This is a genomic window from Spirosoma daeguense (assembly GCF_054776875.1).
Window position 1 is genome coordinate 72,775 of record NZ_BAAHBF010000002.1, and the last position, 26,230, is coordinate 99,004.

Sequence of the window (26,230 nt, forward strand, 5' to 3'; positions counted from 1 at the left end):
CTATCGAGCGATTAATAAAACAGCAAATTATATGCGCGTCATAATTATTGGCGGAACAGGTCATGTGGGTACGTATCTGGTGCCACGATTGGTAGAGGCTGGTTATGAGGTGATATGTATTAATCGCCAGCAAAAAGTGCCTTATCAGCCACATCCGGCCTGGGAAAGGGTACAACTGGTCAAAGCAGATCGTACGGAATTAGAACGCACGGGCGACTTTGGCTCTTTTATTGCCGAGTTAGCTCCCCAGGTAGTCATTGATATGGTCTGTTTTAACCCCGACAGCGCTCGGCAACTTGTAGAATCGCTACGTAGTCGAATCGAACAGTATTTATTCTGCGGAACGATGTGGGTATATGGGCATAGTATCGAAGTTCCCGTGGATGAAACGCACCCTCGTCAACCCATTGGCGAGTATGGTATACAGAAAGCCGCTACAGAAAAGTATCTGTTGACCGATGTTGACCAGCGGAGCTTTCCAGCAACAATCCTTCATCCGGGGCACATTGTCGGGCCGGGCTGGCAACCGATCAATCCGGCAGGAAATCTCAATCCCGACGTTTTTTCACGACTGGCTAAGGGTGAAGAAGTGATTTTACCCAACATTGGTATGGAAACGTTGCACCACGTTCATGCCGACGACGTAGCACAGGGGTTTATGCAGGCCATTTTGCACCGGTCGGAGGCCATCGGCGAAAGCTTTAATATGGTTTCGCCAAAAGCGCTTACGCTACGTGGCTATGCCGAATCAATGGCTGCCTGGTTTGGGCAAACTGCCCTACTTCGCTACGTTCCCTGGGATGAATTTCGCCAGCTTGTTTCGCCCAAGGATGCACGCCTGACCTGGGATCATATCGTACATAGCCCAAGCGGAAGCATTGAAAAAGCGCGCCGTTTGCTGAATTACAGTCCACGTTATTCATCCTTAGAAGCCGTTCAGGAAGCGTTACGTTGGCAAATGAGCAGATCGTGATGAGTGATTACTGATGAAGTAATTATTGGTTTTAGTGAGTACGTTTCCCACTATTTTTTACGTAGTACTATATTTTTTGTAACGGCAATGAAGCCAGTGTTTATTCATGTAATTATCTGAAAATCGTTTATAAACTATGGCGTTGGCGGTAGTTTAGTTAATAAGAAACCATGCTTCTCTGATTTTGGCTTAATGCGAAAACTGTTAACATCACCTATTCGAAGTGACTAGTTTGGTGTCTTTTCGTCTGATTATCTAACGGTTAGAGTTTGCATGACGGGTCTCAGCTATTGATTTTCTTCTAGTGAGCTTATCGCGGATCGGTCAGAACTACACAGCCGGAAATTAACTTTGTTTTGATTGCCTATTGAATTAGATCACCACTCGCTACAAGTACAATACAACAAACCACTAACTGGTAAAATCAGCCAGCAGAAAAAGGTGCAATGCGGCATCATCGCCGTATAAATCAACAAACATTTTCTGACGTGATCGAACTCCTCTTGAGAGGAGCAGGGCCCTTTTTTGCTCGTCACTTCGAAACTAATCCATTCATGAACAATATGTACAAATGCAATCTGTTACGTCAGGTAAACAGAAAACTCCTCTTAAGTCTATCACTTCTACTGCTGGTTTCGGCTTCCTTAACATGGGGGCAATCACTACCAACAGGTTTTAACAATAGTCTGGTACTCAATGGGTATACTACGCCCATGGGAACCGTTTTTTCGGCCGATGGCAAACAGCTTTTTGTGTGGGATAAAGCCGGACGAGTCTGGGTGTCTGTCTGGAATGGTGTTCAATACGTGAAGCAAACCGCTGTGGTGCTGGATATTAGCCCGGAAGTTGGCAACTGGCGCGATTTCGGTCTGGCCAGTATCTGCCTCGATCCGAATTTCGCTACCAACGGACTGATTTATTTGTTCTACGTAGTAGACCGTCATCATTTAATGAATTTCGGAACCGCGTCTTATAACGCAGCTACGAACGATTACCTTAAAGCAACCATTAGTCGTGTAACACGCTATAAGCTAGTACAAACTAATAATGTGTTCACGGCCGATGTGGCGAGTCGGAAAGTACTGTTGGGAGAGACGAAATCAACCGGTATACCGCTGACTCATGAATCGCACGCAGGCGGAACGATTTTGTTTGGGGCCGATGGTACGTTGCTGGTTTCGACCGGCGATAATGCCAGTTATAATGTAGTGGATAAGGGCAGTTCGAGTGATACGTACTGGCAGACTGCGATCAACGATGGCATTATGCGGCCCAATGAAAATGTGGGTTCTTTTCGTTCACAGATGATTACGTCACTTTGTGGTAAAATACTACGTCTCGATCCGAACACCGGCGATGGCGTATCTAGTAATCCATTCTATAATTCGGCAAATCCTCGGGCGGCAGCATCGCGGGTGTGGGCTTTAGGTTTTCGAAACCCTAACCGGATGGGTCTTCAGCCGGGTACGGGCAGTATGAATCCTGCCGATGGAAATCCGGGAACCTTGCTGGTTGGGGATGTTGGTTGGGCAATCTGGGAAGAGGTTCATTTGATTAAGCAGGGCGGAGAAAACGCAGGCTGGCCAATCTACGAAGGTATTCAGGAACATAGCTCCTATGCCGCAGCCGCTCAGACGCTGGAGAACCGCGATGAGCCAAATCCGACCAACACCTGCAACAAGCCGTATCTGACGTTTGCGAATTTGTTGAAGCAGGCATCCATCGGCACAACTACTGTACTAAATCCGTGTAGCAACCAGCCTTTGCCGGGATTACAGCGTCGATATGTTCATAATGTGCCCATTATGGATTGGCACCATTCGCAGAATAGCGCACGTGTGCCAGTTTTTACGAATACCACAACAACGGTTGCCCAGATTGGAGCTACCGGGTCGTCAGCCACAGGTACGCCTTTTAAAGGAAATTGTGTAACTGGAGGGGCGTATTATGCAGGTACCAAATTTCCGGCGGCCTACCGCAACTTGTATTATTTTGGCGATTACGGGGCTAACTGGATAAAAGCAGCCGCAATAAACAGTAATGGAACGGTTACGAGCGTAAGCGATTTTTTACCCGCTGGCGGCACAAATGGCGTTGTCGATATTGAGTACAACGCGCTCGATGGATCGCTTTACTATACCAACATCAATAACGGCGAAATTCGTAAAATCAGTTATGGCCTTAACCAGCCGCCTATTGCTACTATTTCGGTAGATAAGGCATTGGGAAATAGCCCGTTGACGGTCCAGTTTAAAGGCGATGGTTCTACTGACCCAGATGGCGATGCGCTTACCTATGTCTGGAATTTTGGTGATGGTACGTCATCGACAGATAAGAACCCCGTTCATACGTTCACCGCAGTGGGAACCCGGAGTTTTACCGTTCAGCTAACGGTTACTGACACACAAGGGCAAACAGCCAGTCAGCAGTTGCTTATCTCGTTGAACAATAGTGCCCCAACGGTTAAAATCGCATCGCCGATTGCCGGAAGTTTATATGCGCTTAATAAAGAAAGTACGTATCAACTGAAAGCCAGCGTTACGGACGAAGCCGTTGGTAGCTTAACCTATAGCTGGCAGGTTGTTTTGCGACATAATAACCACCAACACCCCGAACCGGCCTTAACAGAGGCATCGCCGATAGTAAAAATCTCTCCGGTCGGTTGCGATGGTGATACGTATTATTATCTGATAAAAGTACAGGTAACCGATAATGGCGGCTTAACCGCTACTGATTCGGTGAAGATTTACCCGGATTGTGCATCGGCCAACTTAGCCATTCGTAATCTAACCGCTACGTTGAATGCCACAACGAATGTAAATCTGAACTGGTCGTCGCCTACCGCTCCGTTCGATGAGGTTCTGGTGGTGGTGAAAGCAGGAACCGGTTTTCTGGACAGACCATCTGGAACAAACTATACTGCTAATCCTGATTTTACGGGCAACGGTTCGGCCATTGAAGGCGGTAAGGTTGTCTATCGAGGCACGGCGAGTATGCTTACCGTTACAAATCTGAATCAGCAGACAACGTATTACTTCCGGGTCTATACGCGAGCCGGTGATGCCTGGTCGGGTGGGGTAGGAACAAGCCTCACCACGGGAGTGAAGCAACTAGATCCTGCGCTTTGCTATAAAATAACCGGTCGAATTAGCAATAAAGTACTGGGTGTTGAAGGTGGCTCAACCGCTAACGGTGCTGCGGTTAAACAGCGCACCTATACGGGTCAGCAATGGCAGAAATGGAAATTTCAGTCGGTGGGCATCAATACGTATCAACTGGTGACGGTTCATTCGGGCAAAGTGCTGGATATAAAAGACGGCTCAACCGCCAACGGTGCACTGCCCATTCAATGGACAAATGCGGGGTCAAACAATCAGAAATGGGTGACGCAACTCGACGGGCAGGGGTATTATTCCCTCAAAGCGGTTCACTCCGACAAAGTGCTGGATCTGGAAGGCTCAAACCAGAACGAGGGCGGAAATGTGATTCAGTATACACCCAGTGGACAGGCCAATCAGCAATGGAGTATCGAAGCGGTAGGCTGTGCCAATACCGTAATCGATCCGAACGCCTGTTACAAAGTGACCAATCGGAATAGCAACAAAGCGCTTGGTGTTGAAGGAGGTTCTACCGCCGACGGTGCAGTGGTTAAACAACGTACCTATTCTGGTCAGCAATGGCAAAAGTGGAAGTTTCAGTCAGTAGGCGCCAATACGTATCAACTGGTGGCCATGCACAGCAATAAAGTGCTGGATGTGAAAGACGGCTCAACGGCCAACGGTGCGCTACCGATTCAATGGACAAATGGAGGAAGAAACAACCAGAAATGGATTGTTCAACTCGATGCCCAGACGTATTTTTCGATCAAAGCCGTTCACTCAGGTAAGGTACTGGATGTGGAAGCCTCAAATCAAAACGAGGGCGGAAACGTGATTCAGTATACACCAACTGGGCTCGCCAATCAGCAATGGAATGTTGAACCGGTAGGTTGTGCAAGTGGTAGCCGGGTAAAAGCAGAAGCGGAGTCGGAAAGCTCGCTGACAGTCTATCCAAACCCGGCTCAGGATTATGTTGCTATCGATATTCCTGTTTATGAAGCCGCAACGATTCATCTGGATTTGATTACGTTGGCAGGCAATAAAGTACGTTCGGAAACGCTCTCTCTGGAAAATTCTACTACGTATCGTGTGGACGTAGCTGATTTACCGGCTGGTATGTATCTAATCAGAGTACAGATTGGTGCGCAATTGACCAAAGCCCACCGGTTAGTAATCAATCGCTAAGGCCATCCGCTTATTCGGAAGTAACGTTATTGACATGATCAAACTAAGAATCCCGTTGGGAAGGCTCTAGGCCAGTCCAACGGGATTCTTGTTACGTTGCTGATCTGTTGAGGAAATCCGGAGAGGCTATTTACTCAAACAGCCAGTCGATGTTTTTTTTATTTCCAGCAAGGTCGGGCGCGACCCCGGCCGCATCCGAGATAGGAATCTCCTGATTGCCATCCATAAAACCCAGAATCAGGCAGGCACCTTTGCCAAGATTGAGCGTGTGCTGACCAGCCTTAAATGAATAGGCATGAACGTTCACGGGCGGCAGACCATCAACCAATAGTGCATTCGAAATTTTGATTTCAGACTGACCGTAATCGTTGGCGCTGGCATCGGTTTCGAGTTCGGGAGCCGGGTGGTATTTTGGATTTTTTTCGTTGAAAAATCCGACTAATAATTTCACGGGTTGAGTTGCCGTAAAAGTTAAACTGGTACGTTCCGATTGCTGTTTCGCTTTGGCAAATTTCAGCCCTTTCAATTGGTTTAGTTCGGGTGCTACGTCACTAATCGTCAGTGACGTATCGGCAAAAACGCGCTGCCCTTTTTCCAGAATATACGTATCAACCTGCGGACTCTGTAACGTAGCAACAGCGGGTTTCAACAGAATGGGTTGCTTGGCAATGGCTTTGGGAGACGTTTTCAGCGAGTCGATTACGTGCTTGAAACGGTTCAATTCTTTTTGATAAACTGGCAGCATTTCTTCCCACGTTTTATACGTACCATTTACGCCCCGCATCGGAATTTTGCGTTGCTGCGTCTGCATACTGTTAGCATACAGGTACGTATCTTTGGTAAGGTTCACTAATTCGGCGAAGTGTTTTACGCTGCTTTCGAGCAGAGGAACCGCTTTTTCCAGATCGCGCACATCGTTTGAATATTTGTAACGCAGCACAGTTACCGCAGCACGAGCTTTTTCGGCGTAGAAATTAGCAAGTGCGTTCTGACAATACACATCGTTTTTCAATCGGCCGAATTCAGCCTTGTCTTTCGTGACCGAACCAGTTGCTTTGTCAATAGCAGCTACGGCTTTTTTACCATGTTCAATCACTTCGTCGGCAATCTGAGGGGGTGTTTCGCCGATGTGTTTCTGCTTGTTCCAGTCCTTTTCGGCGTATTCGATAATCATTTCACCTTCAGGTGCTTCCGATTCGTACATTAACGTAAACAGACCATAGCGGAACGGATTAATGAGCTGCGTCATCAGCATACCGAGCGTCAGCGTCTGACGGTTTCCGTCCGTAATTCCGTAGCGACGTAGCAACTTCGGTTCAATTTCGCCCGACTGTTCGTAAGCTTCCAGTACATCTTTGCCTTTATCGGGAGATAAGCCATATTTATCGGCGAGTTGGTTGCCCCAATACGATACTTCGTCAGGGCGGTTTCTGCCAGCTTTCCAGGCGTAACGCGCCCAGGTTTTATACCAGATCCAGTCGCGGTCGAGCTGGAGTAGGCGAGGGGAGGTTTTGTCGGCAGTGTACGGCCAATCCCAGTACGACGCCTGTGGGTAAAGATGCAATCCGTTGGCTCCGTAAATGCTGTGCATGGCCCCCACCGATTTCTGGATGAAATCGGCCGAACCGTAGCGGAACGGCTCCAGATTCGCCAGAATATGCACATTTTCAATCTGAACCGTACCGATATTACTTAATGTGCGATGCAAATCGGCCCATTTGCCGCGTGGCTCATACGTAGTGAGTGCTTCGCCGTTGAACTTCGCTTCGGTATATAAATTTTTGTAGATGGGCAAGGCAGCCTTCATCACACGCGGGGCATCCGTATCGTGGGCACGTAGCACAAGCGGTGGTTCTTCGGTTTTTCCGAGTGCTCTCAGACCATCTTTTACACCCGGAATAATGGTCTGCGTAAACCAGTCGACATCATCCTGACCAACGCCTTCCATGGCTTCGCCCAGCGCAATAAGCAAACCAACGTTTGGGTATTTCTCGACAAAAGCCGCAATCGATTTTCGGGTATAATCGGCAATGAGCGGAACAATTGGCCGGTTCCGGTCCTGCGTTTTAATTTTATGGTGCTCGGCAAAAGGTTTTGAGACGATAATATTGTAGAACATCTGAATCACCCAGATACCGCGTTTGTCGGCTTCGGCAGTCAGAAATCGAAACATTTCTTCGTTCTTTTTGAACGTAGCATCATCGACTTCCACGGCGTATGGATACTCCTTGACCCGTACCAGCGATGCAAACGGATGGCCGTTCCAGAGATATAAAGAATTATAGCGATTCTCAACCATCATATCCAGATACCGAATCCACAAAGCTTTGTCGTATAACCACGGAAAGGTTTCGGGCGTGTACGGGTACTCATACACATCGCGACCGGGCAAATACGTAGGTTTCTGTACGCCGATACACGTACCACGTAGCACCATTTCGGGGCCGTCGGTCAGGTTGATTGTTTCTGGAAGTTTACCCGTTTCTTTTATCTGTTCGGCTAGTTCCAGACAGCCGTAGAGTGTTCCTGATGCATCATCACCCAGAATCGACAGTGGTTTTTGCGCTTCCTTCCGAATCGAAAATGCTTCCTTTTTCAGCCCATTTCCACTACGTAGTGCTAACTGGATAACATAATCGCTACTACGTTGTGCAGTGGTGTTGGCAATCATAGCCTGATAGCCAGTTGCCTGCAAGGCCTGTTTTAATTTTTCAGCCCCGAAGCTAATTCGTACATGACTTTGAGCGGGCAACGTAATGGTGACTGACTGCGTTTTTTTAGTCGTTTTTTGCGCGAACGAAAAAGTAACAAAAAAAATAAACAGGAGTGAACACAGCAATCGGGTTACGTAGTGATTCATAGCGACGGGAAATATGCGTCTACAAATCTAGCGGATTGGTGTGTCCTGAATCTCCACCATTTTCTCTGAAAATTGTACAATATTAGCGTGCTGCATAAAGCTATCTCAATTGTACGAAATCAGGTGATAAGGTCTGAATGCATCTTCACCCATCATCGGTCCGATTCTTGATCTGGTATGGCGGTAGGGTTCATCCCTGTCACAAAAAACGGATTCTGCTGTCTGAACGCTATCGAGCAAAAAGCTAAATAGCGGCTCAACGGGCAATCATGTTCTAATGAAAAGCCTTGCTGGAACAGCCAGCAGTTTGCTTAAATTCGGCGCAATAAACGAGTAATGTATGCAACTCAGAATAATACTGACCGGGGCCTCTGGCTTTGTGGGCGAAGGAGTGCTCTTGGCCTGTCTGGAGCATCCAGAAGTTAAGGAAGTGTTAATGGTCAATCGCCGATCTGTCGACATTGTTCATCCCAGGCTTAAAGAGCTGATCGTGCCTAATTTTATGAATCTGAGCATGTTTCAGGCGGCTATGACGGGATATAATGCCTGTTTTTACTGCGCTGGTATCAGTTCAGTGGGTACCAATGAAGCAGATTATACACGCATTACGTATGATACTACTCTGAACGTAGCAGAAACGTTGTTAACACTCAATCCGGGAATCATTTTCAATTTTGTGTCGGGAAGCCACACTGATAGCACAGAAACAGGCCGCGTGATGTGGGCGCGTATAAAAGGTAAAACCGAAAATGCGTTGATGCGCTTGCCGTTTAAAGGTGAATATAATTTCAGGCCGGGTGCAATGGCCGCCTTTTCCGGTCAGAAAAATGCTAAAAGAGGATATAAGCTGGTTATAAAACTAATCAGCCTGTTTGCACCCAAACGGGTGTTGACGCTACAGGAGATTGCATGGGCTATGATCAATGCTACACAAAAAGGCGCACCAAAGAATGTGTTGGAAATCAGTGATATTCGAGAACTGGCAACGCTATAGCGTTACGTAACAGGGGGTCTTTACATCATTTTTGTATTTCCCCGGTTTCCTCGTTTTAACCTCAAAAAGTACTACGTTCTGATCGGCTTGTTTTTGCAGGGATTGGTACGTTCTGCCAGTTGGCCAGCCGAGTATTTTTCGTGTATACTGGAGGTCGTTTCGGCTATATTTAATAGACCTGACTTCCACGTTCCATAAATTCAGATTTACCGATTTTTAGCGGAAGATATTATACCGAAACGTTAGTAAACAATAAAGCCCGGCCTCACAAGGCCGGGCTTTATTGAATTTATCCGCAAACAGTTATTGTCTGATAAGTTTTACCTGTTGTTGCTGGAGGTTGGTGCTTACGTTCAGCAGAAGAATTCCACGATTATCATTCATCGGAATGTTTACACGTTCGGTTGCTGCTGCCTGCTCAATACGTTGCTGATGGATGCTCTTTCCTTGAAGATCGACTAAATCCAACTGCACAGATTGACCCTGAACGCCCTGAATCTCAACTTCCGCTGATTTTCCTACGACTGGATTACCCAAAACCTTCACCGAAAGTTTTGATCCAGCTTCTGCTACACTTGCCCGTGCAGGAGCATTGCAGGCAGCAAACCAGTTGTAAGGATACGTAACCACTGAAGCCCCCTGCTTGGCAACCAACGTAATGGTTGGGTTGTCAGTATACAAATCAAGGCTGTAAGGGCCAGGATTATTAGTTGGCAACATTTCGTTCACAACCGAGAACGAAATTGGGCTACCATTCAGACCTGCATACTGAGGATTGAACGTAATACGACGTTGATCTGGCTTTAATACCTGACAATTCACCATTGAAACACTCGCAATAGCGAAACCGGTTGGGGTCGTGTTCGCTGGTCTAACTGTGAGTTGGAAGTTTGCACTTGCAGATAAACCGGCTGGGTCTAAGGCCGTAATTGTCACAGCCGATACGCCTGAAGCAGACGGAGCACCACTAATTGAGGTTCCATTTATACTTAAGCCCGCAGGTAGATTTTGCGATGTAAACGTCAACGCCTGACCGTCTGGATCAGAGAAATAAGGGCTGAGGTTCAACTGGTAAGCCTGTCCTTGGGTAATGGTTTGATTTGGAATCCCAGTCGTGGTAGGTGGTCTGTTAGGCGTACCTCCTGATTGACAGGCGGCTACCCAATTGTAGGCAAAATTGGCTTGCCCGTTGCCAGCCTGCACAGCCACCAGATTGATCGTTGAATTATCATTGTAAAGCTGTAAGGTATACGGCCCCGAATTGGTAGTCGGCAACATCTCATTCACAACCGAGAACGAAATCGGATTGGAGTTCTGTCCGCTATATATTGGGTTGAACGTAATCTGATAACGACCAGTTGTTGCGTTGAGGACCTGACAGTTTACCGTAGTTACCTGTGTAATGGCAAAAACGCCTGGTAAGATCCGTGGGCTTACGGCATTGGACGAAGGGCTTGTACAGCTTCCAACTGTACAGGTAGCCGTTAACGTATAATTGCCGGGTTGTGTGTAGGTATAAATCGAACCATTTGCTGAGCCAACACCACCTTGAGAGTTCCAGTTAATTGTGCCTGCGCATCCTGTTGCCGTAACCGATATCGGCTGTGCGGTTGTCGTTGCTGCACTTGCCTGTAAGGTAGGTGCGTTCAACGTGCTGTTGCTGGATACGTTTACCGAAGCAGTTGATCGACAGTTGTTAGCAGACACGTACGTTACAGAATATAATCCTGGATTTGTTACCGTTGCTGTATTGCCACCGCTTCCACCGACCTGGCTGGCTCCACTGCTAAACAGATAGCTGCTGGCACCAGTTGTGGCCACTAATGTGACTTGCGGATTTGAGCAGGTAATGGTACCGCTGCTGGTTAACGTAACCGATGGTGCTGTTGGGTCAGACAAGGAAACTGTGGTATTGAGCGTTCCCGTACAGCCATTGTTAGTGATGGAGAAGGCCGAATAACTACCTGCCGCTAAGCCTGCAAGCGTGAAAGCTCCCCCCGTAACAGTAACCTGTTTGGGACTACCCACGCCTGTGTAGCTCAACTGATACGTACCGTTGGGCAGGTTAGTGGTAAAGCTGATGCTACCATTAGTGCCGCTACAGGTAGTTGGGTTCGCTGAACCGTTCTGGACCAGTGTGGGTGTAGGCGGGTTGTTCAACGTAACAGACGTATTGGCCGAGCCTACACAACCATTGTTGGTGATGGAGAAGGCCGAGTACGTACCTGCACCAAGTCCCGTCAGAGTGAAGGCGTTGTTGGTTACCGTTATCTGCTTAGGACTACCCGCACCTGTGTAGTTGAGTGTATACGTACCGTTGGGCAGATTAGCCGTTGTGAAGGCGATGCTGCCATTGGTACCTCCACAAGTGGTTGGGTTGGTCGGCGTACCGGGTATAAGAGCCGGTGCTGCCGGATCTGACAGAGAAACACTTGTATTGAGCGATCCTGTACAACCATTGTTAGTGATGGAGAAGGCCGAATAACTACCTGCCGCTAAGCCTGCAAGCGTGAAAGCTCCCCCCGTAACAGTAACCTGTTTGGGACTACCCACGCCTGTGTAGCTCAACTGATACGTACCGTTGGGCAGGTTAGTGGTAAAGCTGATGCTACCATTAGTGCCGCTACAGGTAGTTGGGTTCGCTGAACCGTTCTGGACCAGTGTGGGTGTAGGCGGGTTGTTCAACGTAACAGACGTATTGGCCGAGCCTACACAACCATTGTTGGTGATAGAAAAGGCTGAGTACGTTCCTGCTCCTAAGCCCGTCAGAGTGAAGGCGTTATTAGTGACGGTGATCTGTTTGGGACTACCTGCACCGGTATAGCTCAGTTGATACGTACCGTTGGCCAGATTGGTAGTCGTGAAGGCGATGCTGCCATTGGTACCATTACAAGTGCTCGGGCTGACCGTTGTACTGACGGCCAGCGTTGGAGTAGCTGGGTCAGACAAGGAAACAGACGTATTGAGCGATCCAGTACAACCATTGTTGGTGATCGAGAAGGCCGAGTAAGCCCCCGCAGCTAACCCCGTTAGGCTAAAAGCTCCACTCGTTACGGTAACCTGTTTGGGATTACCCGCACCTGTGTAGCTCAACTGATACGTACCATTAGGCAAGTTGGTGGTGAAACTAATGCTACCATTGGTGCCACTACAAGTGCTCGGATTGGCCGAAGCGCTGAACACCAGCGTAGGCGTGGGCGGGTTGTTCAACGTAACAGACGTATTGACCGAGCCTACACAACCATTGTTGGTGATAGAAAAAGCTGAGTACGTTCCTGCCGCTAAGCCCGTCAGGGTGAAAGCGCCGTTGGTGACCGTAACCTGTTTAGGGCTACCCGAACCGGTATAGTTGAGTGTATACGTAGCGTTGGGTAGGTTTGTGGTGAAACTAATGCTGCCATTGGTTCCCCCGCAGGTACTCGGACTAACCGTTGTACTGACGGCCAGCGTTGGAGTAGCTGGGTCAGACAAGGAAACAGACGTATTGAGCGATCCAGTACAAGCATTGTTGGTGATGGAGAAGGCCGAATAACTACCTGCCGCTAGGCCTGTCAGACTGAAAGCTCCGCCTGTAACAGTGACCTGTTTAGGATTACCCGCACCAGTGTAGTTTAACTGATACGTACCATTAGGCAGGTTCGTAGTGAAACTAATGCTGCCGTTGGTGCCGCTACAGGTGCTCGGATTGGCTGACGTACTCAATACCAGTGTCGGCGTTGGTGGGTCTGTCAGCGTTACGGACGGATTAGAAGAGCCAGTGCAGCCATTGTTGGTGATGGAGAAGGCTGAATAACTACCTGCGGCTAGTCCCGTCAGGCTAAAAGCTCCACTGGCGACAGTAATGGTTTTAGGGCTACCCGCGCCTGTGTAGTTCAACTGATACGTACCGTTAGACAGGTTAGTGGTAAAGCTGATGCTACCATTGGTGCCTCCACAGGTAGTCGGGTTAGTCGAACCATTCTGAGTGAGGGTAGGAGCAACAGGGTCTGTCAGCGGAATTGTCGTATTGAGCGATCCTGTACAACCATTGTTGGTGATGGAGAAGGCCGAATAACTACCTGCCGCTAGGCCTGTCAGACTGAAAGCTCCGCCTGTAACAGTGACCTGTTTAGGATTACCCGCACCGGTGTAGTTTAACTGATACGTACCATTAGACAGGTTCGTAGTGAAACTAATGCTGCCGTTGGTGCCGCTACAGGTGCTCGGATTGGCTGATGTACTCAATACCAGTGTCGGTGTCGGTGGGTCTGTCAAGGTGACGGGTGTAGTTACGGTAACGCTACAACCGAAGCGAGTCAGCGAAAAATTGGAATAAGTTCCGGCACTAAGCCCCGTCAGACTAAACGCATTGCTGGCTATCGTAACCGTTTTAGGACTTCCCGTGCCCGTATAACTCACCTGATAAGTACCAGAGGCAATATTGGTGGTAAAGCCGATGCTACCATTGGTGCCTCCACAGGTGGTAGGATTGGCAGGTGTGCCCAGAGTCAGTGTAGGAGGTGCAGGATCGGTTAGGGGAACACTAGACGAACTGGTCGCCGTACAACCATTGCCACTTAGTGAGAAGGATGTATATGTTCCTTGACCTAAACCCGTCAGCGTGAAAGAATTGGCGGCAACGGTGACCGTAGCAGCACTACCCGGACCTGTGTAGCTGAGTGTATATGTACCGTTGGCAAGATTGGTAGTCGTAAATTCAAGGCGACCATTTGTTCCGCCACACGTTGTCGGGCTACCACTGCCACTAACGGTTAACGTCGGCGTAGGATTATTCAGGGTAACGGGTGTAGCCAATGAGCCAGTACAGCCATTGTTGGTGATGGAGAAGGCTGAATAACTACCTGCGGCTAAGCCTGTCAGGCTGAATGCTCCGCCCGTAACCACAACGCTTTTGGGACTACCCGCTCCGGTATAACTAAGCTGATAAGTACCATTGGACAGGTTGGTGGTAAAATTAATGATACCATTAGTTCCTCCACAAGTTGTCGGGTTAGCTGATCCATTTTGAGTCAGCGTCGGAAGGGGGTTTACAGTTAACGTAACGCTGGACGTAGCTCGTATACCTCCATTGGAGGCCGTAACAGAAATGGTATACGTAGTACTTGTGCCAACATTAGGGGCATTCTGAGTCAACGTATTGCTGGAGCCTGAAAAACCGGCTGGACTACTGCTCCAAGCATAGGTAACAGTAGCCGGAATACCCGTAGGAGTGGCGGTCAGATTTACAGAAGCTCCCGCACAGACAGCCGTAGGATTGGCGGGACTAATACTAACAGAAGGCGGAACGGTCAATACCGTCAGCCCAACCCCTCCCGTACAATTCCCAAGGCTGTTATCGGGAACAACTTGCCAACCCGATATAGGCGGCAGGGCAGTATTCGAGGCTACGGTGAGATAAGGTTGTCCATCAAGTGCTAACACCCAGCCAGCCGGACTACTTGTTTCATAATACACGGCCATCCCAACATCTTGGTATGCTGTCGTATTGATGGTTACAGAACCTGTTCCCAGATAGGCAGGTTTGCCTGTACTCTCATAATCATCAGCAAATTTCGGCAGCACATACGTACTGTTCAAACAGGCGCCCGAAACCGTAACAGAAGCAGGAATTGTTTGGGCTTTGGTCTGCATACTAAGTAACGCAAGCAGTAGGCACAAGCCGCTGACTACGTATAATCGCCAGTTCTGCAGAAACATGGGCGATGTATTTTGTCTATAGAAAAGATGATTCATGTGAGGGAAAGATTGAGGTCTGATTGTGGTTCTAAAAACAGGGTTAGTATCAGAAGCCAGCGAACTGGCTTCTGATAGAAAAAGCTAAAATCGACAAGAGATAGCTATTGACTAGTTGCGTGAAGGATAAATTCCTTCCGTAGCAATTATATAATTTAGCCCTAAATAAGGCTGCATGTTGTTGTGAGGCTGGCTACCACCAGCTATTCCTACCGACACAGTATTCGAGGCCATAGGGGCATTGGGGGCTTCATTAATGTATTCGGGGTCTAGACCACCAGATGAAGCCCAGGTATTGCCCCCTGGCGAAGATGCAGCGCCCGGTTTAGTGTTTCCCTGTGCTTGTGCCGCATGATTGTGAGCTGGCATTTCAGTGATTATGAGCGTATGAGTAGGCTCGCCAGACATCTGGCCTAAATTGATAGGCGGTAGACCTGGCCCCTGACCTGGTCCAACCGGTACGCGTCCACGCAAATCGGGGAGGGCAAACGTAGTTTGGCCGTTTCCGCCGTACGTAGTGCCCAATAGTGAAAACAAGGCGGTATTTTGAGCAATTGAGAGGATTTGGCCTTGGCAGAAAGCCCAGCCACGAGGAGCAAAATTGCCCGCGAACATAATAATAGCGGCTAAAAAAGGTTCACTCATAATTTTGTATGTTTTAAGGTTTGGTTGAAAAACAGTAGATTGTTGTTAAATAGATCGGCATCGGATGCCAAGATTGCGTTCTACTCGAATAATCTCCCGGTCAGGTAAATACTCGTTAGGTAGACAAAAGAACGCTTTCAGGTTTTTGCTGTGTTTTTTGGAAATCCCATTCAGGTTTTTCAGAGCATTCAAACTCACATAAATTTCCCGAAGATTGTGCAATTCGCTAACTGGCTCAATTGAGTCGATCATATTGATCTGAGCGTACAACTGCTCCAGCTTTTTAAGACTTTTGATCCCTTCCAGGGATTGAATCGAATTATTATTAACGAAAAGACTTTTAAGATGGACCAGGCTCGTTAGTTCGTTCAGATTTTTAAGCTGCTGATTCGTTATCACAAGAATTTCCAGATTTACCATTCCACTAACTCCTGAACAGTTTGTCAGTTCAAAACTCATATTTGGATTAGGCGCTTTGGGGCCTGCAAAACGTAGCACGGTAGTCTGCCAGAGATTTTCTAATTCTTCCGCAGAGGGCTGGTCAACATGTCTGAAAAATGCGTACTGAAACGCGGCACGCCATTGCGGTTCCAACTCAATCCACCAGCGAAACCGTTTCGCATGCGTATCCGCCATTGCCGGCAAAGGCTTATTGGAGGACGTAGTGTCTGAAGTCATGAGTGATTTTTGAGGAAAAAGAAATAACGGATTAGTAACTGGTGTAGCCAGGAAATGATGCTGTTATGCTAGATAAGCAAACTGCCTGCCTTTGTGCTACTGTTTTTAGCTACTGTTTTCCCTTGAAAATCAACCAGTTTAAAGCCTGGTTTACTCAGATTAAGCTGAACTACGCCTTTACTACCAGCAAGAATAATGGTACGTGAGGGAGTCCCTGACGCTTTTTTTACATGCGCAAGTGCCTGCCAGATTATGGATGTCTCCTGATACGTAATGCGTGTTGAAAATGACCCAAAAGCATCTGGTTTCGCATTGGATAAATGCGTTGAAAGGTCAGATGGCAACGCATCACCTAAAAGTTCAGAAAGTAAAGCAAAATCCTGACTTGTAGTTGAAAGTAGCGTTGACCATTTTGTCCGTGCGGGGCTGTAAATGTGCGAAACGGAAATTCGCTGGAGTGTGCCAAGCTCATCATTCTGAATCAGTTCAGCTAACTCGCTGACTACTAGGTTTACGGATTGATTGTCGGGTAAAGATTCGTTGAAAAAGGAGGATGGTAAAAAAGGAATGGTGAATCCGAGAGCGGATTGCCTGACAAATAGACGGCGGTCCATAGGTAAAATTTGTTACATATCGAGTGAATTATTATTGAAATGATCTACTAATCAATGGCGTGGACCTCTGGAAATAATCTAATAAGTAAGCTAAGCAACTGTTTTACTGATCGTAAACTTACAAATAATTCAATAATTGCAAAAAGTTAATATTTATTAGAGTGAATGAGCTATAAAACAACTTAATTATATAAATTATACAGATTGGGTTGCAAACAAACTAATTTTCTGAATATTACAATACCTTCTAAGTTTTTAGTATTTTTATATAGGTAACATTAAGTTTTTATTATTGTATGATTGTTAATGTGAATATTTTATAATTTCTTCTTATTACTCCATCGGCCGAATTAGAGAATATAAACTAGTGAATATTACTTACCAAATGGTATCTGACGAAGACTTTGGAATAAATAAAGAAGGCGTCGAGGCACGCAACGTAGTGATAATGAATTGAATGAGCTGTTCTTCACATACGCCTTCCGAGTCGCGATCGGTATAGAGAATCAGGTCTGGATTTAACGGAGGTTCGTATACGGCGTTGACGCCCGTTAGGTTTTCAAGCCGATCGGGATGGGTTGAGGGAAGTAAAGCGCGGGCATACAATCCTTTGGTATCTCGGGAAATAAGCGTAGTCAGTTCGCAGGATAAAAAAACAGTTTTGGAAGGTTCGTTACGTTCTGAAAGCTCGTTTCGAATATGCTGATACGGATTAATTGCCGCCATCAGAACCAGAATCCCCTGTTGGGTGAACATCCGCGCAAGACGACCCATTCGCCGGATATTTTCCTGACGGTCGGCTTCTGAAAACGTTAATTCCGGCCATAATTGCCGACGACATACATCGCCGTCCAGCACCTCAACCGGAATACCCAACTGGGTCAGTCGCTTTTGAGTCCGATAGGCCAGTGTGGTTTTACCCGCACCCGATAAGCCAGTAAATTGAACGAATAACATTATACCAAGTAGTAGTACGCGAAAGATACACAATGAACGAGCACCCTATAGATTCCGAAAATCGTTTTTTTCGATTACCAGTTCAATTCGATCAAAAACTACTGAACGCTGATTTAGCAACAAGTCGGCTGTTTAACTGGACACAACACTTCAATCAGGCCGATTTTGCGGGCAAGTGGAGCAGCATTGCGCTACGTTCGCTGTCGGGAGCCGAAACCGATATTCGGGCCTTATCTGGTACGTATGCCAGTACCACCTTATTAGATCAATGTGCTTATTTTCAGGCCATTTTGAGCCAGTTTCACTGCCCATTGGAATCGGTTCGGCTCATGGCACTTGCCCCGGGCAGCATTATTCATCCGCATCGCGATGGCGATACGAGTTACGAATGCGGTTATTTTCGGTTGCATATTCCCATTCAGACCGGCGAAAAAGTTGCCTTTGTCGTTGATGACGTAGCACTGCCCATGAAAGCTGGCGAGTGTTGGTACGCTAATTTCGATTTGATGCATAGCGTTCGTAATGAAGGTGATACGGAGCGGGTTCATCTGGTTATCGATTGCCGACGTAACGACTGGTCGGATACGTTGTTTGACAAAGCGGGTTACTCATTTGTCACTGAAAAACAAGCCGCAACCTATCCGCCAGAAGTGCTTCAACAGATCATAGCCGAGCTAGAACGGCAGGATACTGACACGGCTCGCCAATTGATAAAGCAGTTGTCGGGGCAATAAATAATAGCAGAAAAACAAACGTAGTATGAAGCTTGACGTTGAACAGGCACTTAAAAACTGGATACCGTATCGACTGACGAACGCGGATAATCTATTGAATTTCAACTGGCTATATGTGGCAGATCGGCCATTTGCAGAGCCCTTTTTTGACGAAACAATCGGAAAGTGCCAAGGGCACCCACATAATTCAACCCGTTGGCGACCTACCAGCCAGTTGTCGGGGTTGTTGGCTGCGGCAGGAGAAACCTCAGCACTCCAGCCCGATGCATTTATTTTCCACGTTTCCCGCTGTGGCTCTACATTGTTATCGCAGTTATTATCAATCCCTGAGCAACACATAGTTCTGTCTGAAATGCAGTTGATTGATGACGTGTTACGGATTCCGTATACATATCCAACGCTTGACATCTCCCCGGAAGAACAGGACGCTACGTTAAAAGCGGTAATAAAATGGATGGGTATTCGACGGACGGGCCGAGAGCAACGATTGTTCATCAAACTCGATAGTTGGCATTTTGCTTTTTATGATACGTTCCGCCGACTTTATCCCACGGTTCCGTTTGTTTTCCTATATCGCTCGCCCGATGATGTGCTCCTGTCGCATCAGAAACACCGGGGAATGCATGCCGTACCGGGTCTTATTTCGCCCGAATTATTTGGCCTGACAGCCGGGCAAGTTCAGTCTATGTCGTTGGATGAATATACGGCTAATGTGCTGGAAAGTTATTTTAGGTCGATGTTGAACATCAGCGAAACCGATGCCAATATTCGTTTGCTTAATTACCAGAAAAGTGGTCTGGATATGCTGAATCAACTAGCCAATGCGCTAAACCTGGAGGTTGCTTCAACAGACTGGGAACGAATGCAGGAACGTAGTCAATATCACTCCAAGCGTCCCGGTCAGGTTTTTCAGGAAGATCGTCCGGAGAAACCACTTCCGCATTATCTGGAGACCGCGATGAGTCTCTACCATACGCTCGATGTTCGCCGGGCATACCATCATCAACTGCAACAATGAACAACGTAATAACAGACAACGTAGCGCAGATTTATAGCTTCCTGAATAGAATCGGAATTGCCGTTGAGGAAACGGAATTGAACGAACCGACTTTCTTGCCGGGTATACTAATTCGCGAAGGAAAACTAATTATTGATCGGGGAAAGCTGGAATATCCGGGAGATATTCTGCACGAAGCAGGTCATATAGCGGTGACGTTACCCGATGAACGCCCGCAGTTAGGGGGAAATGTTACAGAAGAGCGGCCTGACAAACAGGGGGATGAAATAGCCGTAATTCTCTGGACATTTGCTGCCTGTCAGGAAATTGGCTTTTCTGCCGACGTAGTGTTTCATGCTGGAGGCTACAAAGGCGATAGTAATTGGCTGATCGATAACTTTACTAATGAAATTTACGTTGGTTTACCACTGCTGGTCTGGATGGGAATGACCAAAGACAACACGACGTCTCAAGAGGGCTTTCCAAAAATGACAAACTGGCTTCGTCCAGCCCCAGCAAACTAACAGACGAAGCGCTCTAAAATAAACCCCACGGCAGCTGCCGTGGGGTTACTATATCAATACCCTTCATTCTGTCTAAAATCACCTTTGTTGGTGACGGCATCGATTTCGCTTTGTGGAATCGGACGTAGTACGTGGAAATTCTGAATATTTTTACCGGCGTCAGGGTTGTATTTTTTTACCCGCTCAACCAGTTTTCCTGTCCGTTTCAGATCGAACCAACGTACCTGCTCACCAGCCAGTTCGCGGGCGCGTTCGTCCAGAATAAAATCGAGCGTTACGTCGGCAGCCGCAATCCGCATGTTGGCCTGACGGCCGGGAACAGCGGCCCGTGTACGGATTTCATTCAGGTAATAAGCCGCCGAATCTTTTTTGCCCAGATTTAATTGAGCCTCAGCCGCAAGCAGATAAACTTCGCCCAATCGTATAATATAAGCATCACGTGCGCTCTCAGTGGTGGCATCTGTGGCCCTTGTCGGATCATCAAATTTGCGGAGCGATACGTAGTGAAAACGATCATTGGGTGTACCGTCGGACTTATAGACATCGTTCAGATCGAAAATCTTGTATTTTTTCGACTGGCGGAAAGCGGGCGTAACAGCGTATTTGGTGGTCAGAATGGCCGTGTCGCCTACGCTCATACCGGCAGGACGTTTCGTTGCGTCGGTTTCGTTCGCAAACCAGGCTGATTTGAATGAAGCAGCGTAGCGTGAGTCGTTTTGTTCGGTAAAAAGGTTGAGCAGAAAGAGCGTTGGCATGTATCGCACATTCGGAAAGCCATTCGCTACGTCGCGTTTCATACCTGGCTGCGTGTTATACTCCATCAGATACAATGTGTGGTTGATGTTGCTGCCGGCATTGAACGCCAGATTGCTTGAGTAATTCACTGACCATAACACTTCGGTATTCTGCTGATTCGTAATTGTCCACAGATTTGCGAAGGTCGGTAGCAGTTTATATGAATACCCTGTAATTACCTTTTTTGCATAATTGCTCGCTTCCTGATTTTTACCCCGTGTTAGATAAACTTTTGCCAGAAAAGCCTCGGCGGCCGGTCGGGTAATACGTCCGTAATCGGTTGTTGTCTGCGGAATGGCGGTAACGGCAAACTGGAGATCCGCGAAAATCTGCTCATAAACAGCTTCAACCGGTGCACGGGAAGCGGTTGTTTCAATCGTTTCGGTAGGAGCCAGCCGGAGTGGTAGCGCACCAAAACTTTCGGCTAAATGCCAGTAATACCAGGCCCGTAGAAACCGTGCTTCGCCTTCCAGTTCTTTCTGGCGCGTTGCAACCACGCCAGCGGTTGGCAGGTATTTCAATACGTTATTAGCCAGATTGATAGCCGCGTAACACTGCTGCCACATGCGGTTTTTTATCCAGACATTATCCGTTGTCAACCCCTGATAAGTTGTCAGAGATGGTTGTGGAAATACGCCATTCGAACCCGAATTACCGTTATTAGCCGCGTTGGTCCAGATGTCGGTGCCCATTTCCATGAGCGCCTGACCTTCTTCTTTTCCGTAGAAATAACGGTTATACGTATAAATTCCGTTGACACCCGCTTCAATGCCTTCGGGCGTCGTAAACAAACTCTGCGCCGTTGAACCCGCCGGGTTATATTCAACCAGTTGCTCTTTGCACGAGAGGAACGTAGCGGTTAGTGCGAGAATAGGTATGTATTTCAGATAGGTCTTCATAAAGTGAATTAGTTAAAAGCCGAGGTTTAGACCTACTACATAGAGTCGGTTGAGAGGACGGTCGATAACGCCTTCGCCTTCGGGATCGAAATCTTTCAGATTGCTGAACGAATACAGGTTTTTGCCCGATACATAAATCCGCAGGTTGTCAATTTTAGCCTTGCTTAAAATGGATTTGGGAATGGTGTAGCCCAACGTTACGTTTCTGATTTTGGCAAATGAAGCCTGCCGTTCGGTCAACGTCGTTACGTAGGTCGAGCTACGGGTTGCATTAGGGCGTGGGTATTCGTTTGTCGGGTTTTCGGGTGTCCAATAGTTAATATTGGCACCGTTGCTGCTGGCGTTGCGGGTATATTTGGCATAGTAATCGGAACTAATCCATTGACCCACGCGAGCCACTAGTAGTACGTTCAGGTCGAACCCTTTGTAGCGAATATCATTGCTCAAACCACCCGTCCAGGCGGGTACGCGCGAGCCGATAATTGTACGGTCGGTTCCGTCAATTTTACCATCATTGTTCAGGTCAGCGATTTTAATATCGCCCGGAATCGCGTTAAATTTGGCCGCTTCCGATTCTTCGCCCAATTGCCAGATGCCAATTTTTTTGTAGTCATAATAAATCTGCGACGGCTGCCCTTCAATCAATGAATTTCGATAATCGTCGGCAATTACGTTGCCGTTGGGCAGCGAAACGATACGTTCCTGATTGCGGGCAAACGTTACGTTGGTCGACCAGCTAAAATCTTTCTGGTTGATATTCTGGCTTGTAATACCAATTTCTACCCCCCGGTTGCGGGTTTTACCAATGTTTCGATTCACCGTTGTTACGCCCGTTAGCAGCGGAAGTGTGTACGGAAAAATCAGATCGTTGGTACGTGCGTCGTAATAATCGATATTGGCCGTGATGCGATTGTTCCATAAACCAACATCAAGCCCTACATCGGCTGTAGTTGTCAATTCCCATCTTAGATCCTGATTGCCAATAGTTTGGTTGATCAGATATGCGTTGGCTGCGTTGGCATCATTATAAGAGTACGATACTGTTGCCAGCGAATTCTGGGTCGCGTACGGGTTTATAACGTCGTTGCCCGAAATGCCATAGCTGGCTCGTAATTTCAGGTCGGTCACTACGTTCTGATTTTTCATGAACGCTTCGTCGCTGATACGCCAGCCTAACCCGGCCGAGGGGAAAAAAGCCCATTTGTGGCCTTCGCCGAGCTTTGATGACCCATCGCTACGTCCTGTAACGGTCAGCAGATATTTATCTTTGAAACTATAATTGATGCGACCCGTAAACGAAATGAGCTTGTTCTGACTGTAACCGCTTCCCCAAAATGGATTTTGATTGGCTGCCCCAAGGTTGTAGAAAAACTGAGCAGGAATCAACTGGTTGTTACCGCCTGCAAAACTCGACGTATTATTGAAGCTCAGGTAACTGGTTACGCCCGTAATCGTAAAGGCATGATCCTGAATAGCTCTTTTGTAGGTAAATACGTTCTCCCAGCTCAGATTGCGGCTTTGGTTGTTCGTAATCGACGCCTGTGCGCGGCTACCGGCTCCGTCAATTGTGTTCACCCCATAATAACTACCCGCTTCGGAAGTTGAAAAAATAGCGCCTAGTGTTGAACGTATCGAGAACCCGGTGAAGGGTGTCAGTTCGAGGTAAGTCGACAACGTACCACGATTCGTTTTTGTGTTTCGTTTGTAAGCGTTGGGTTGCTCATCGGCTAGTGGATTGATGATAGTGCCCCCCAGTGGAAAAGGAATAAAAACGCCATTCTGATCGTAAGGAGTTCCTAACGGCAGGATGCTCGAAGCTCGGTTGAATGGGTCCCGGCGGATGTCGTTGTCGATGTAAGCCAGTTGAGTCTGAATGCCAACTTTAACCCAGTCGTTAATGGTCTGGTCGATATTCAACCGAGCCGAATACCGGTTGTATTCATCCAGTTTCATCAATCCTTTTTCGTTGAAATATTCCGCTGAGAAATAGACTTTGGTTTTATCCGTGCCACCCGTAATTCCCAACTGGTGATTCTGCTGAAATCCGTTCTGTAGAATCAGCTCGGGCCATACCGGGAACTGCTGTTTCTGAATAGCATCTAACTGATTGGCGTTGAATATTTTAGAGTCGTCGGCGGGGCTGCTCCAGGTGCCTGATGCCCGGTAGGCTTCGCGCCGGAAATCGATGTATTCCGGGCCGGTCATGAACGCACCGTAACCGGCCACTTCCGAAATGCCCGCGTAAGAATTCAGGCTTAATTTGGGTTTGCCACTCGTGCCGCGTTTGGTCGTAATAATCACAACACCATTGGCACCACGCGATCCGTAAATGGCCGTCGATGAGGCATCTTTCAGAATATCAATCGATTGAATATCATTGGGGTTAATATCTGATGCGCTTACACCCTGTACACCATCCACAATGTACAATACGTTGTTTGAACTGCTGGGGTTGGCAATGGAACGGTTTCCCCGAATCCGGATAGAAGCTCCCTGACCAGCGTAGCCGTTCGACCGGGAAATATCGGCACCGGGAATTTTCCCCTGTAATGCCTCTATAACCGACGTAACGGGCACTTTAGTGGTTTCTTCGCCTTTGATAGAAACGACTGAACCGGTCAGGTCGCGTTTGCGCTGCGTACCGTAACCAACAACAACAACTTCGTTCAATTGCTTGCTGTCGACCTGCAACGTAACGTTAATTTCGGACTGATTCGCGAGGGCAACTTCCTGTGATTCATAGCCTACAAAACTGAAAACCAGTGCGGCTGTTCCGTCGGGAACGGTCAGTTGATACGTACCGTTTGCATCTGTGTTGGTGCCACGTCCGGTATTTTTGATGACCACACTTACACCCGGTAAACCTTGCCCATTTTCATCTTTAACCGTGCCACGAATGGCTCTGTCTACGGGTGCCTTAGCTGCAATTGTGGTTTGTTTGCTGGCAACAGATGCCAACGCAAGCTGGGGTTCTGGAATTCCGACGGTTTTCTGCTGGGAGGCAGGAGTTTGTGAGAAACCTATAATCGGAAATCCTGCCTGAATCAACCCGATGAGGCCAATTAAGCAGGTACAGATTTGTTTCATATCTATCTTGTTGAGATGAATGTTAAGAAACTAATTAAATTGTAAATGATTGTATTTCAGTGCTATTTTATGATTTTAATGTCCTGCGGTGGTTGGGTTTGATTCTATCCTTGACTATCAATAGGATTATGTCAAGGTTAAATTGTTTACAAACTTAGCCGTTTATAACTCCCTCAAACTCCATCATTTTTTCTAAAAATTGTACAATGTTATCATGGTATAACTTTTTGAAAGAGTTGAACTTTTTGTGGATTACCCGTATTGTGACTGCCGTCGCTCTACTCGACCAGTCAATTTTGTGCGACGCATCTAAAACACTCTATTGACTTTAGGGTTAGTCTTGGAAATACCGTTCCTCCTACACGATATGCCTTCTCTTGATGTTGTTCTGCTTTCCTATTCGATTGTTATTACAATCGCATCCTTTATCAACCTGATTAGACTTGATTACTGGTGGATTCGCATGTGGGATTTTCCGCATCTGCAACTAACCGTACTGGCGGCAATTGGACTGGTAGGCTGGCTGTTGGTGGGGCAGCATGTAGACGGGATTTTGCTGATTGTACCCATTGGCCTGTTGATGACACTGCTTTATCAGGGCTGGTTAATTTATCCCTTCACACCGCTACGTCGGAAACAGGTTAAGTCATTTTCGGCCGCAGGAGCGGCTAAAGAGGTAGAGGACAATACAATTCGGGTGCTGACGGCAAATGTTTTCATGGAAAACACACATATGCCGGAAGTTCGGGAACTGGCGGCCAAACATAATCCAGACGTAGTGCTGGTACTGGAAGCAAATCAAAAATGGAAAGATGAACTCGCTGAATTAGAGGACGTTTATCCCTATACAATTTTACATCCGTTGGAGAACACGTATGGAATGCTGTTTTATTCCCGCTTCCCGATACGTCATCACGAACTACGATTTCTGATTCAGGATGATATCCCATCCATCTACGCGCAACTGGAATTACCTTCGGGGCAGTTGATTCACTTTTATGGCGTTCACCCGATGCCACCAAGTCCGACCGAACACTACCGCTCTACCGAACGAGATGCCGAATTACTACTGGTAGGAAAAGAAGCCAAAAAGAAATCAGGGCCAATCATTGTTGCGGGCGATTTGAACGACGTAGCGTGGTCGCATACAACCCGCTTATTCCAGCGTATTAGTGGCTTGCTCGACCCACGCATTGGGCGCGGTTTATACAATACATTCCATGCTAATTATTTCTTTTTACGTTGGCCGTTAGACCACGTATTTGTTTCACAACATTTTCAATTGCAGACCATTAAACGCTTGCCAAACTGCGGTTCTGATCACTTTCCGATGCTGATTTCATTGACTTATGTTGCCGACCAGACCGAGCACAGTACCGAAATTCCGAAGCCCGAAGGTGATGATCACAAAGAGGCTAACGAAAAAATAGAGGAAGCCAAATAAACGTATTCAGACG

Annotated in this window: 15 protein-coding genes; 7 read left to right on the forward strand and 8 right to left on the reverse strand. The window is 47.3% G+C overall.

Features of this window, described 5'->3' with window-relative positions; translation table 11 throughout:
• Positions 1 to 31: 31 nt before the first annotated feature.
• Positions 32 to 973 (forward strand): NAD-dependent epimerase/dehydratase family protein, encoded by a 942-nt coding sequence (locus ACYVD4_RS05200; RefSeq protein WP_460943127.1) that lies wholly within the window; start codon positions 32 to 34, stop codon positions 971 to 973.
• 554 nt (positions 974 to 1,527) lie between these two features.
• Entirely contained in the window at positions 1,528 to 5,256 is a 3,729-nt protein-coding gene (locus ACYVD4_RS05205; protein ID WP_460943129.1) for an RICIN domain-containing protein, read from the forward strand.
• Between the two features lie 130 nt (positions 5,257 to 5,386).
• Here the strand turns inward: ACYVD4_RS05205 and ACYVD4_RS05210 are convergent, their stop codons facing one another.
• Positions 5,387 to 8,116, reverse strand: a complete 2,730-nt coding sequence (locus ACYVD4_RS05210; protein WP_460943131.1) for an alpha-d-galacturonidase — start codon at positions 8,114 to 8,116, stop codon at positions 5,387 to 5,389.
• A 340-nt stretch (positions 8,117 to 8,456) separates the two neighbouring features.
• On the opposite strand from ACYVD4_RS05210, the gene ACYVD4_RS05215 reads away from it, so the two are divergent.
• Positions 8,457 to 9,110, forward strand: a complete 654-nt coding sequence (locus tag ACYVD4_RS05215; RefSeq protein ID WP_460943133.1) for an NAD-dependent epimerase/dehydratase family protein — start codon at positions 8,457 to 8,459, stop codon at positions 9,108 to 9,110.
• Between the two features lie 303 nt (positions 9,111 to 9,413).
• Here ACYVD4_RS05215 and ACYVD4_RS05220 read toward each other — a convergent pair whose 3' ends face one another.
• From ACYVD4_RS05220 to cysC, 5 genes are all read right to left on the reverse strand, one after another.
• Positions 9,414 to 14,843 carry a beta strand repeat-containing protein gene (locus ACYVD4_RS05220; protein ID WP_460943135.1) on the reverse strand — a complete coding sequence of 1,810 codons (5,430 nt, stop codon included), beginning with the start codon at positions 14,841 to 14,843 and terminating at the stop codon, positions 9,414 to 9,416.
• A 111-nt stretch (positions 14,844 to 14,954) separates the two neighbouring features.
• Positions 14,955 to 15,488 (reverse strand): phage tail protein, encoded by a 534-nt coding sequence (locus ACYVD4_RS05225; RefSeq protein ID WP_460943137.1) that lies wholly within the window; start codon positions 15,486 to 15,488, stop codon positions 14,955 to 14,957.
• A 45-nt stretch (positions 15,489 to 15,533) separates the two neighbouring features.
• The gene (locus tag ACYVD4_RS05230) at positions 15,534 to 16,166 is read right to left on the reverse strand and encodes a leucine-rich repeat domain-containing protein (RefSeq protein WP_460943139.1); all 633 of its coding nucleotides are present in this window, start codon (positions 16,164 to 16,166) and stop codon (positions 15,534 to 15,536) included.
• A 68-nt stretch (positions 16,167 to 16,234) separates the two neighbouring features.
• Entirely contained in the window at positions 16,235 to 16,780 is a 546-nt protein-coding gene (locus ACYVD4_RS05235; protein ID WP_460943141.1) for a hypothetical protein, read from the reverse strand.
• 378 nt (positions 16,781 to 17,158) lie between these two features.
• On the reverse strand, positions 17,159 to 17,737 hold the full coding sequence (gene cysC / locus ACYVD4_RS05240; protein WP_460943143.1) for an adenylyl-sulfate kinase: 579 nt from the start codon (positions 17,735 to 17,737) through the stop codon (positions 17,159 to 17,161).
• A gap of 32 nt (positions 17,738 to 17,769) precedes the next feature.
• Between cysC and ACYVD4_RS05245 the strand changes: the two genes are divergently transcribed.
• Genes ACYVD4_RS05245 through ACYVD4_RS05255 form a run of 3 tightly spaced genes read left to right on the forward strand, consistent with a single transcriptional unit; the run spans position 17,770 to position 19,992 of the window.
• Positions 17,770 to 18,471, forward strand: a complete 702-nt coding sequence (locus tag ACYVD4_RS05245; protein ID WP_460943145.1) for an aspartyl/asparaginyl beta-hydroxylase domain-containing protein — start codon at positions 17,770 to 17,772, stop codon at positions 18,469 to 18,471.
• A gap of 25 nt (positions 18,472 to 18,496) precedes the next feature.
• Positions 18,497 to 19,489 carry a sulfotransferase family protein gene (locus tag ACYVD4_RS05250; protein WP_460943147.1) on the forward strand — a complete coding sequence of 331 codons (993 nt, stop codon included), beginning with the start codon at positions 18,497 to 18,499 and terminating at the stop codon, positions 19,487 to 19,489.
• Positions 19,486 to 19,992: a hypothetical protein gene (locus ACYVD4_RS05255; protein WP_460943149.1), complete on the forward strand. Its 507-nt coding sequence runs from the start codon at positions 19,486 to 19,488 to the stop codon at positions 19,990 to 19,992. Before ACYVD4_RS05250 ends, ACYVD4_RS05255 begins: the two co-directional genes overlap by 4 nt.
• Positions 19,993 to 20,045: 53 nt before the next feature.
• Here ACYVD4_RS05255 and ACYVD4_RS05260 read toward each other — a convergent pair whose 3' ends face one another.
• Together ACYVD4_RS05260 and ACYVD4_RS05265 are read right to left on the reverse strand one after the other, a co-directional pair.
• The gene (locus tag ACYVD4_RS05260) at positions 20,046 to 21,686 is read right to left on the reverse strand and encodes a RagB/SusD family nutrient uptake outer membrane protein (RefSeq protein ID WP_460943151.1); all 1,641 of its coding nucleotides are present in this window, start codon (positions 21,684 to 21,686) and stop codon (positions 20,046 to 20,048) included.
• 12 nt (positions 21,687 to 21,698) lie between these two features.
• Positions 21,699 to 24,773, reverse strand: a complete 3,075-nt coding sequence (locus ACYVD4_RS05265; protein ID WP_460943153.1) for a SusC/RagA family TonB-linked outer membrane protein — start codon at positions 24,771 to 24,773, stop codon at positions 21,699 to 21,701.
• Between the two features lie 367 nt (positions 24,774 to 25,140).
• Between ACYVD4_RS05265 and ACYVD4_RS05270 the strand changes: the two genes are divergently transcribed.
• Positions 25,141 to 26,217, forward strand: coding sequence for an endonuclease/exonuclease/phosphatase family protein (locus tag ACYVD4_RS05270; protein ID WP_460943155.1), 1,077 nt, complete (start codon positions 25,141 to 25,143; stop codon positions 26,215 to 26,217).
• The last annotated feature ends 13 nt before the right edge of the window (positions 26,218 to 26,230 follow it).

Bases quoted from the DNA above. Each gene is read 5' to 3' on its own strand.
- ACYVD4_RS05230 (WP_460943139.1), bottom strand. From the start codon at position 16,166: ATGACTTCAGACACTACGTCCTCCAATAAGCCTTTGCCGGCAATGGCG.
- ACYVD4_RS05265 (WP_460943153.1), bottom strand. From the start codon at position 24,773: ATGAAACAAATCTGTACCTGCTTAATTGGCCTCATCGGGTTGATTCAG.
- ACYVD4_RS05270 (WP_460943155.1), top strand. From the start codon at position 25,141: ATGCCTTCTCTTGATGTTGTTCTGCTTTCCTATTCGATTGTTATTACA.
- ACYVD4_RS05245 (WP_460943145.1), top strand. From the start codon at position 17,770: ATGAACGAGCACCCTATAGATTCCGAAAATCGTTTTTTTCGATTACCA.
- ACYVD4_RS05250 (WP_460943147.1), top strand. From the start codon at position 18,497: ATGAAGCTTGACGTTGAACAGGCACTTAAAAACTGGATACCGTATCGA.
- ACYVD4_RS05215 (WP_460943133.1), top strand. From the start codon at position 8,457: ATGCAACTCAGAATAATACTGACCGGGGCCTCTGGCTTTGTGGGCGAA.
- cysC (WP_460943143.1), bottom strand. From the start codon at position 17,737: ATGTTATTCGTTCAATTTACTGGCTTATCGGGTGCGGGTAAAACCACA.
- ACYVD4_RS05255 (WP_460943149.1), top strand. From the start codon at position 19,486: ATGAACAACGTAATAACAGACAACGTAGCGCAGATTTATAGCTTCCTG.
- ACYVD4_RS05225 (WP_460943137.1), bottom strand. From the start codon at position 15,488: ATGAGTGAACCTTTTTTAGCCGCTATTATTATGTTCGCGGGCAATTTT.
- ACYVD4_RS05200 (WP_460943127.1), top strand. From the start codon at position 32: ATGCGCGTCATAATTATTGGCGGAACAGGTCATGTGGGTACGTATCTG.
- ACYVD4_RS05220 (WP_460943135.1), bottom strand. From the start codon at position 14,843: ATGAATCATCTTTTCTATAGACAAAATACATCGCCCATGTTTCTGCAG.
- ACYVD4_RS05205 (WP_460943129.1), top strand. From the start codon at position 1,528: ATGAACAATATGTACAAATGCAATCTGTTACGTCAGGTAAACAGAAAA.
- ACYVD4_RS05260 (WP_460943151.1), bottom strand. From the start codon at position 21,686: ATGAAGACCTATCTGAAATACATACCTATTCTCGCACTAACCGCTACG.
- ACYVD4_RS05210 (WP_460943131.1), bottom strand. From the start codon at position 8,116: ATGAATCACTACGTAACCCGATTGCTGTGTTCACTCCTGTTTATTTTT.
- ACYVD4_RS05235 (WP_460943141.1), bottom strand. From the start codon at position 16,780: ATGGACCGCCGTCTATTTGTCAGGCAATCCGCTCTCGGATTCACCATT.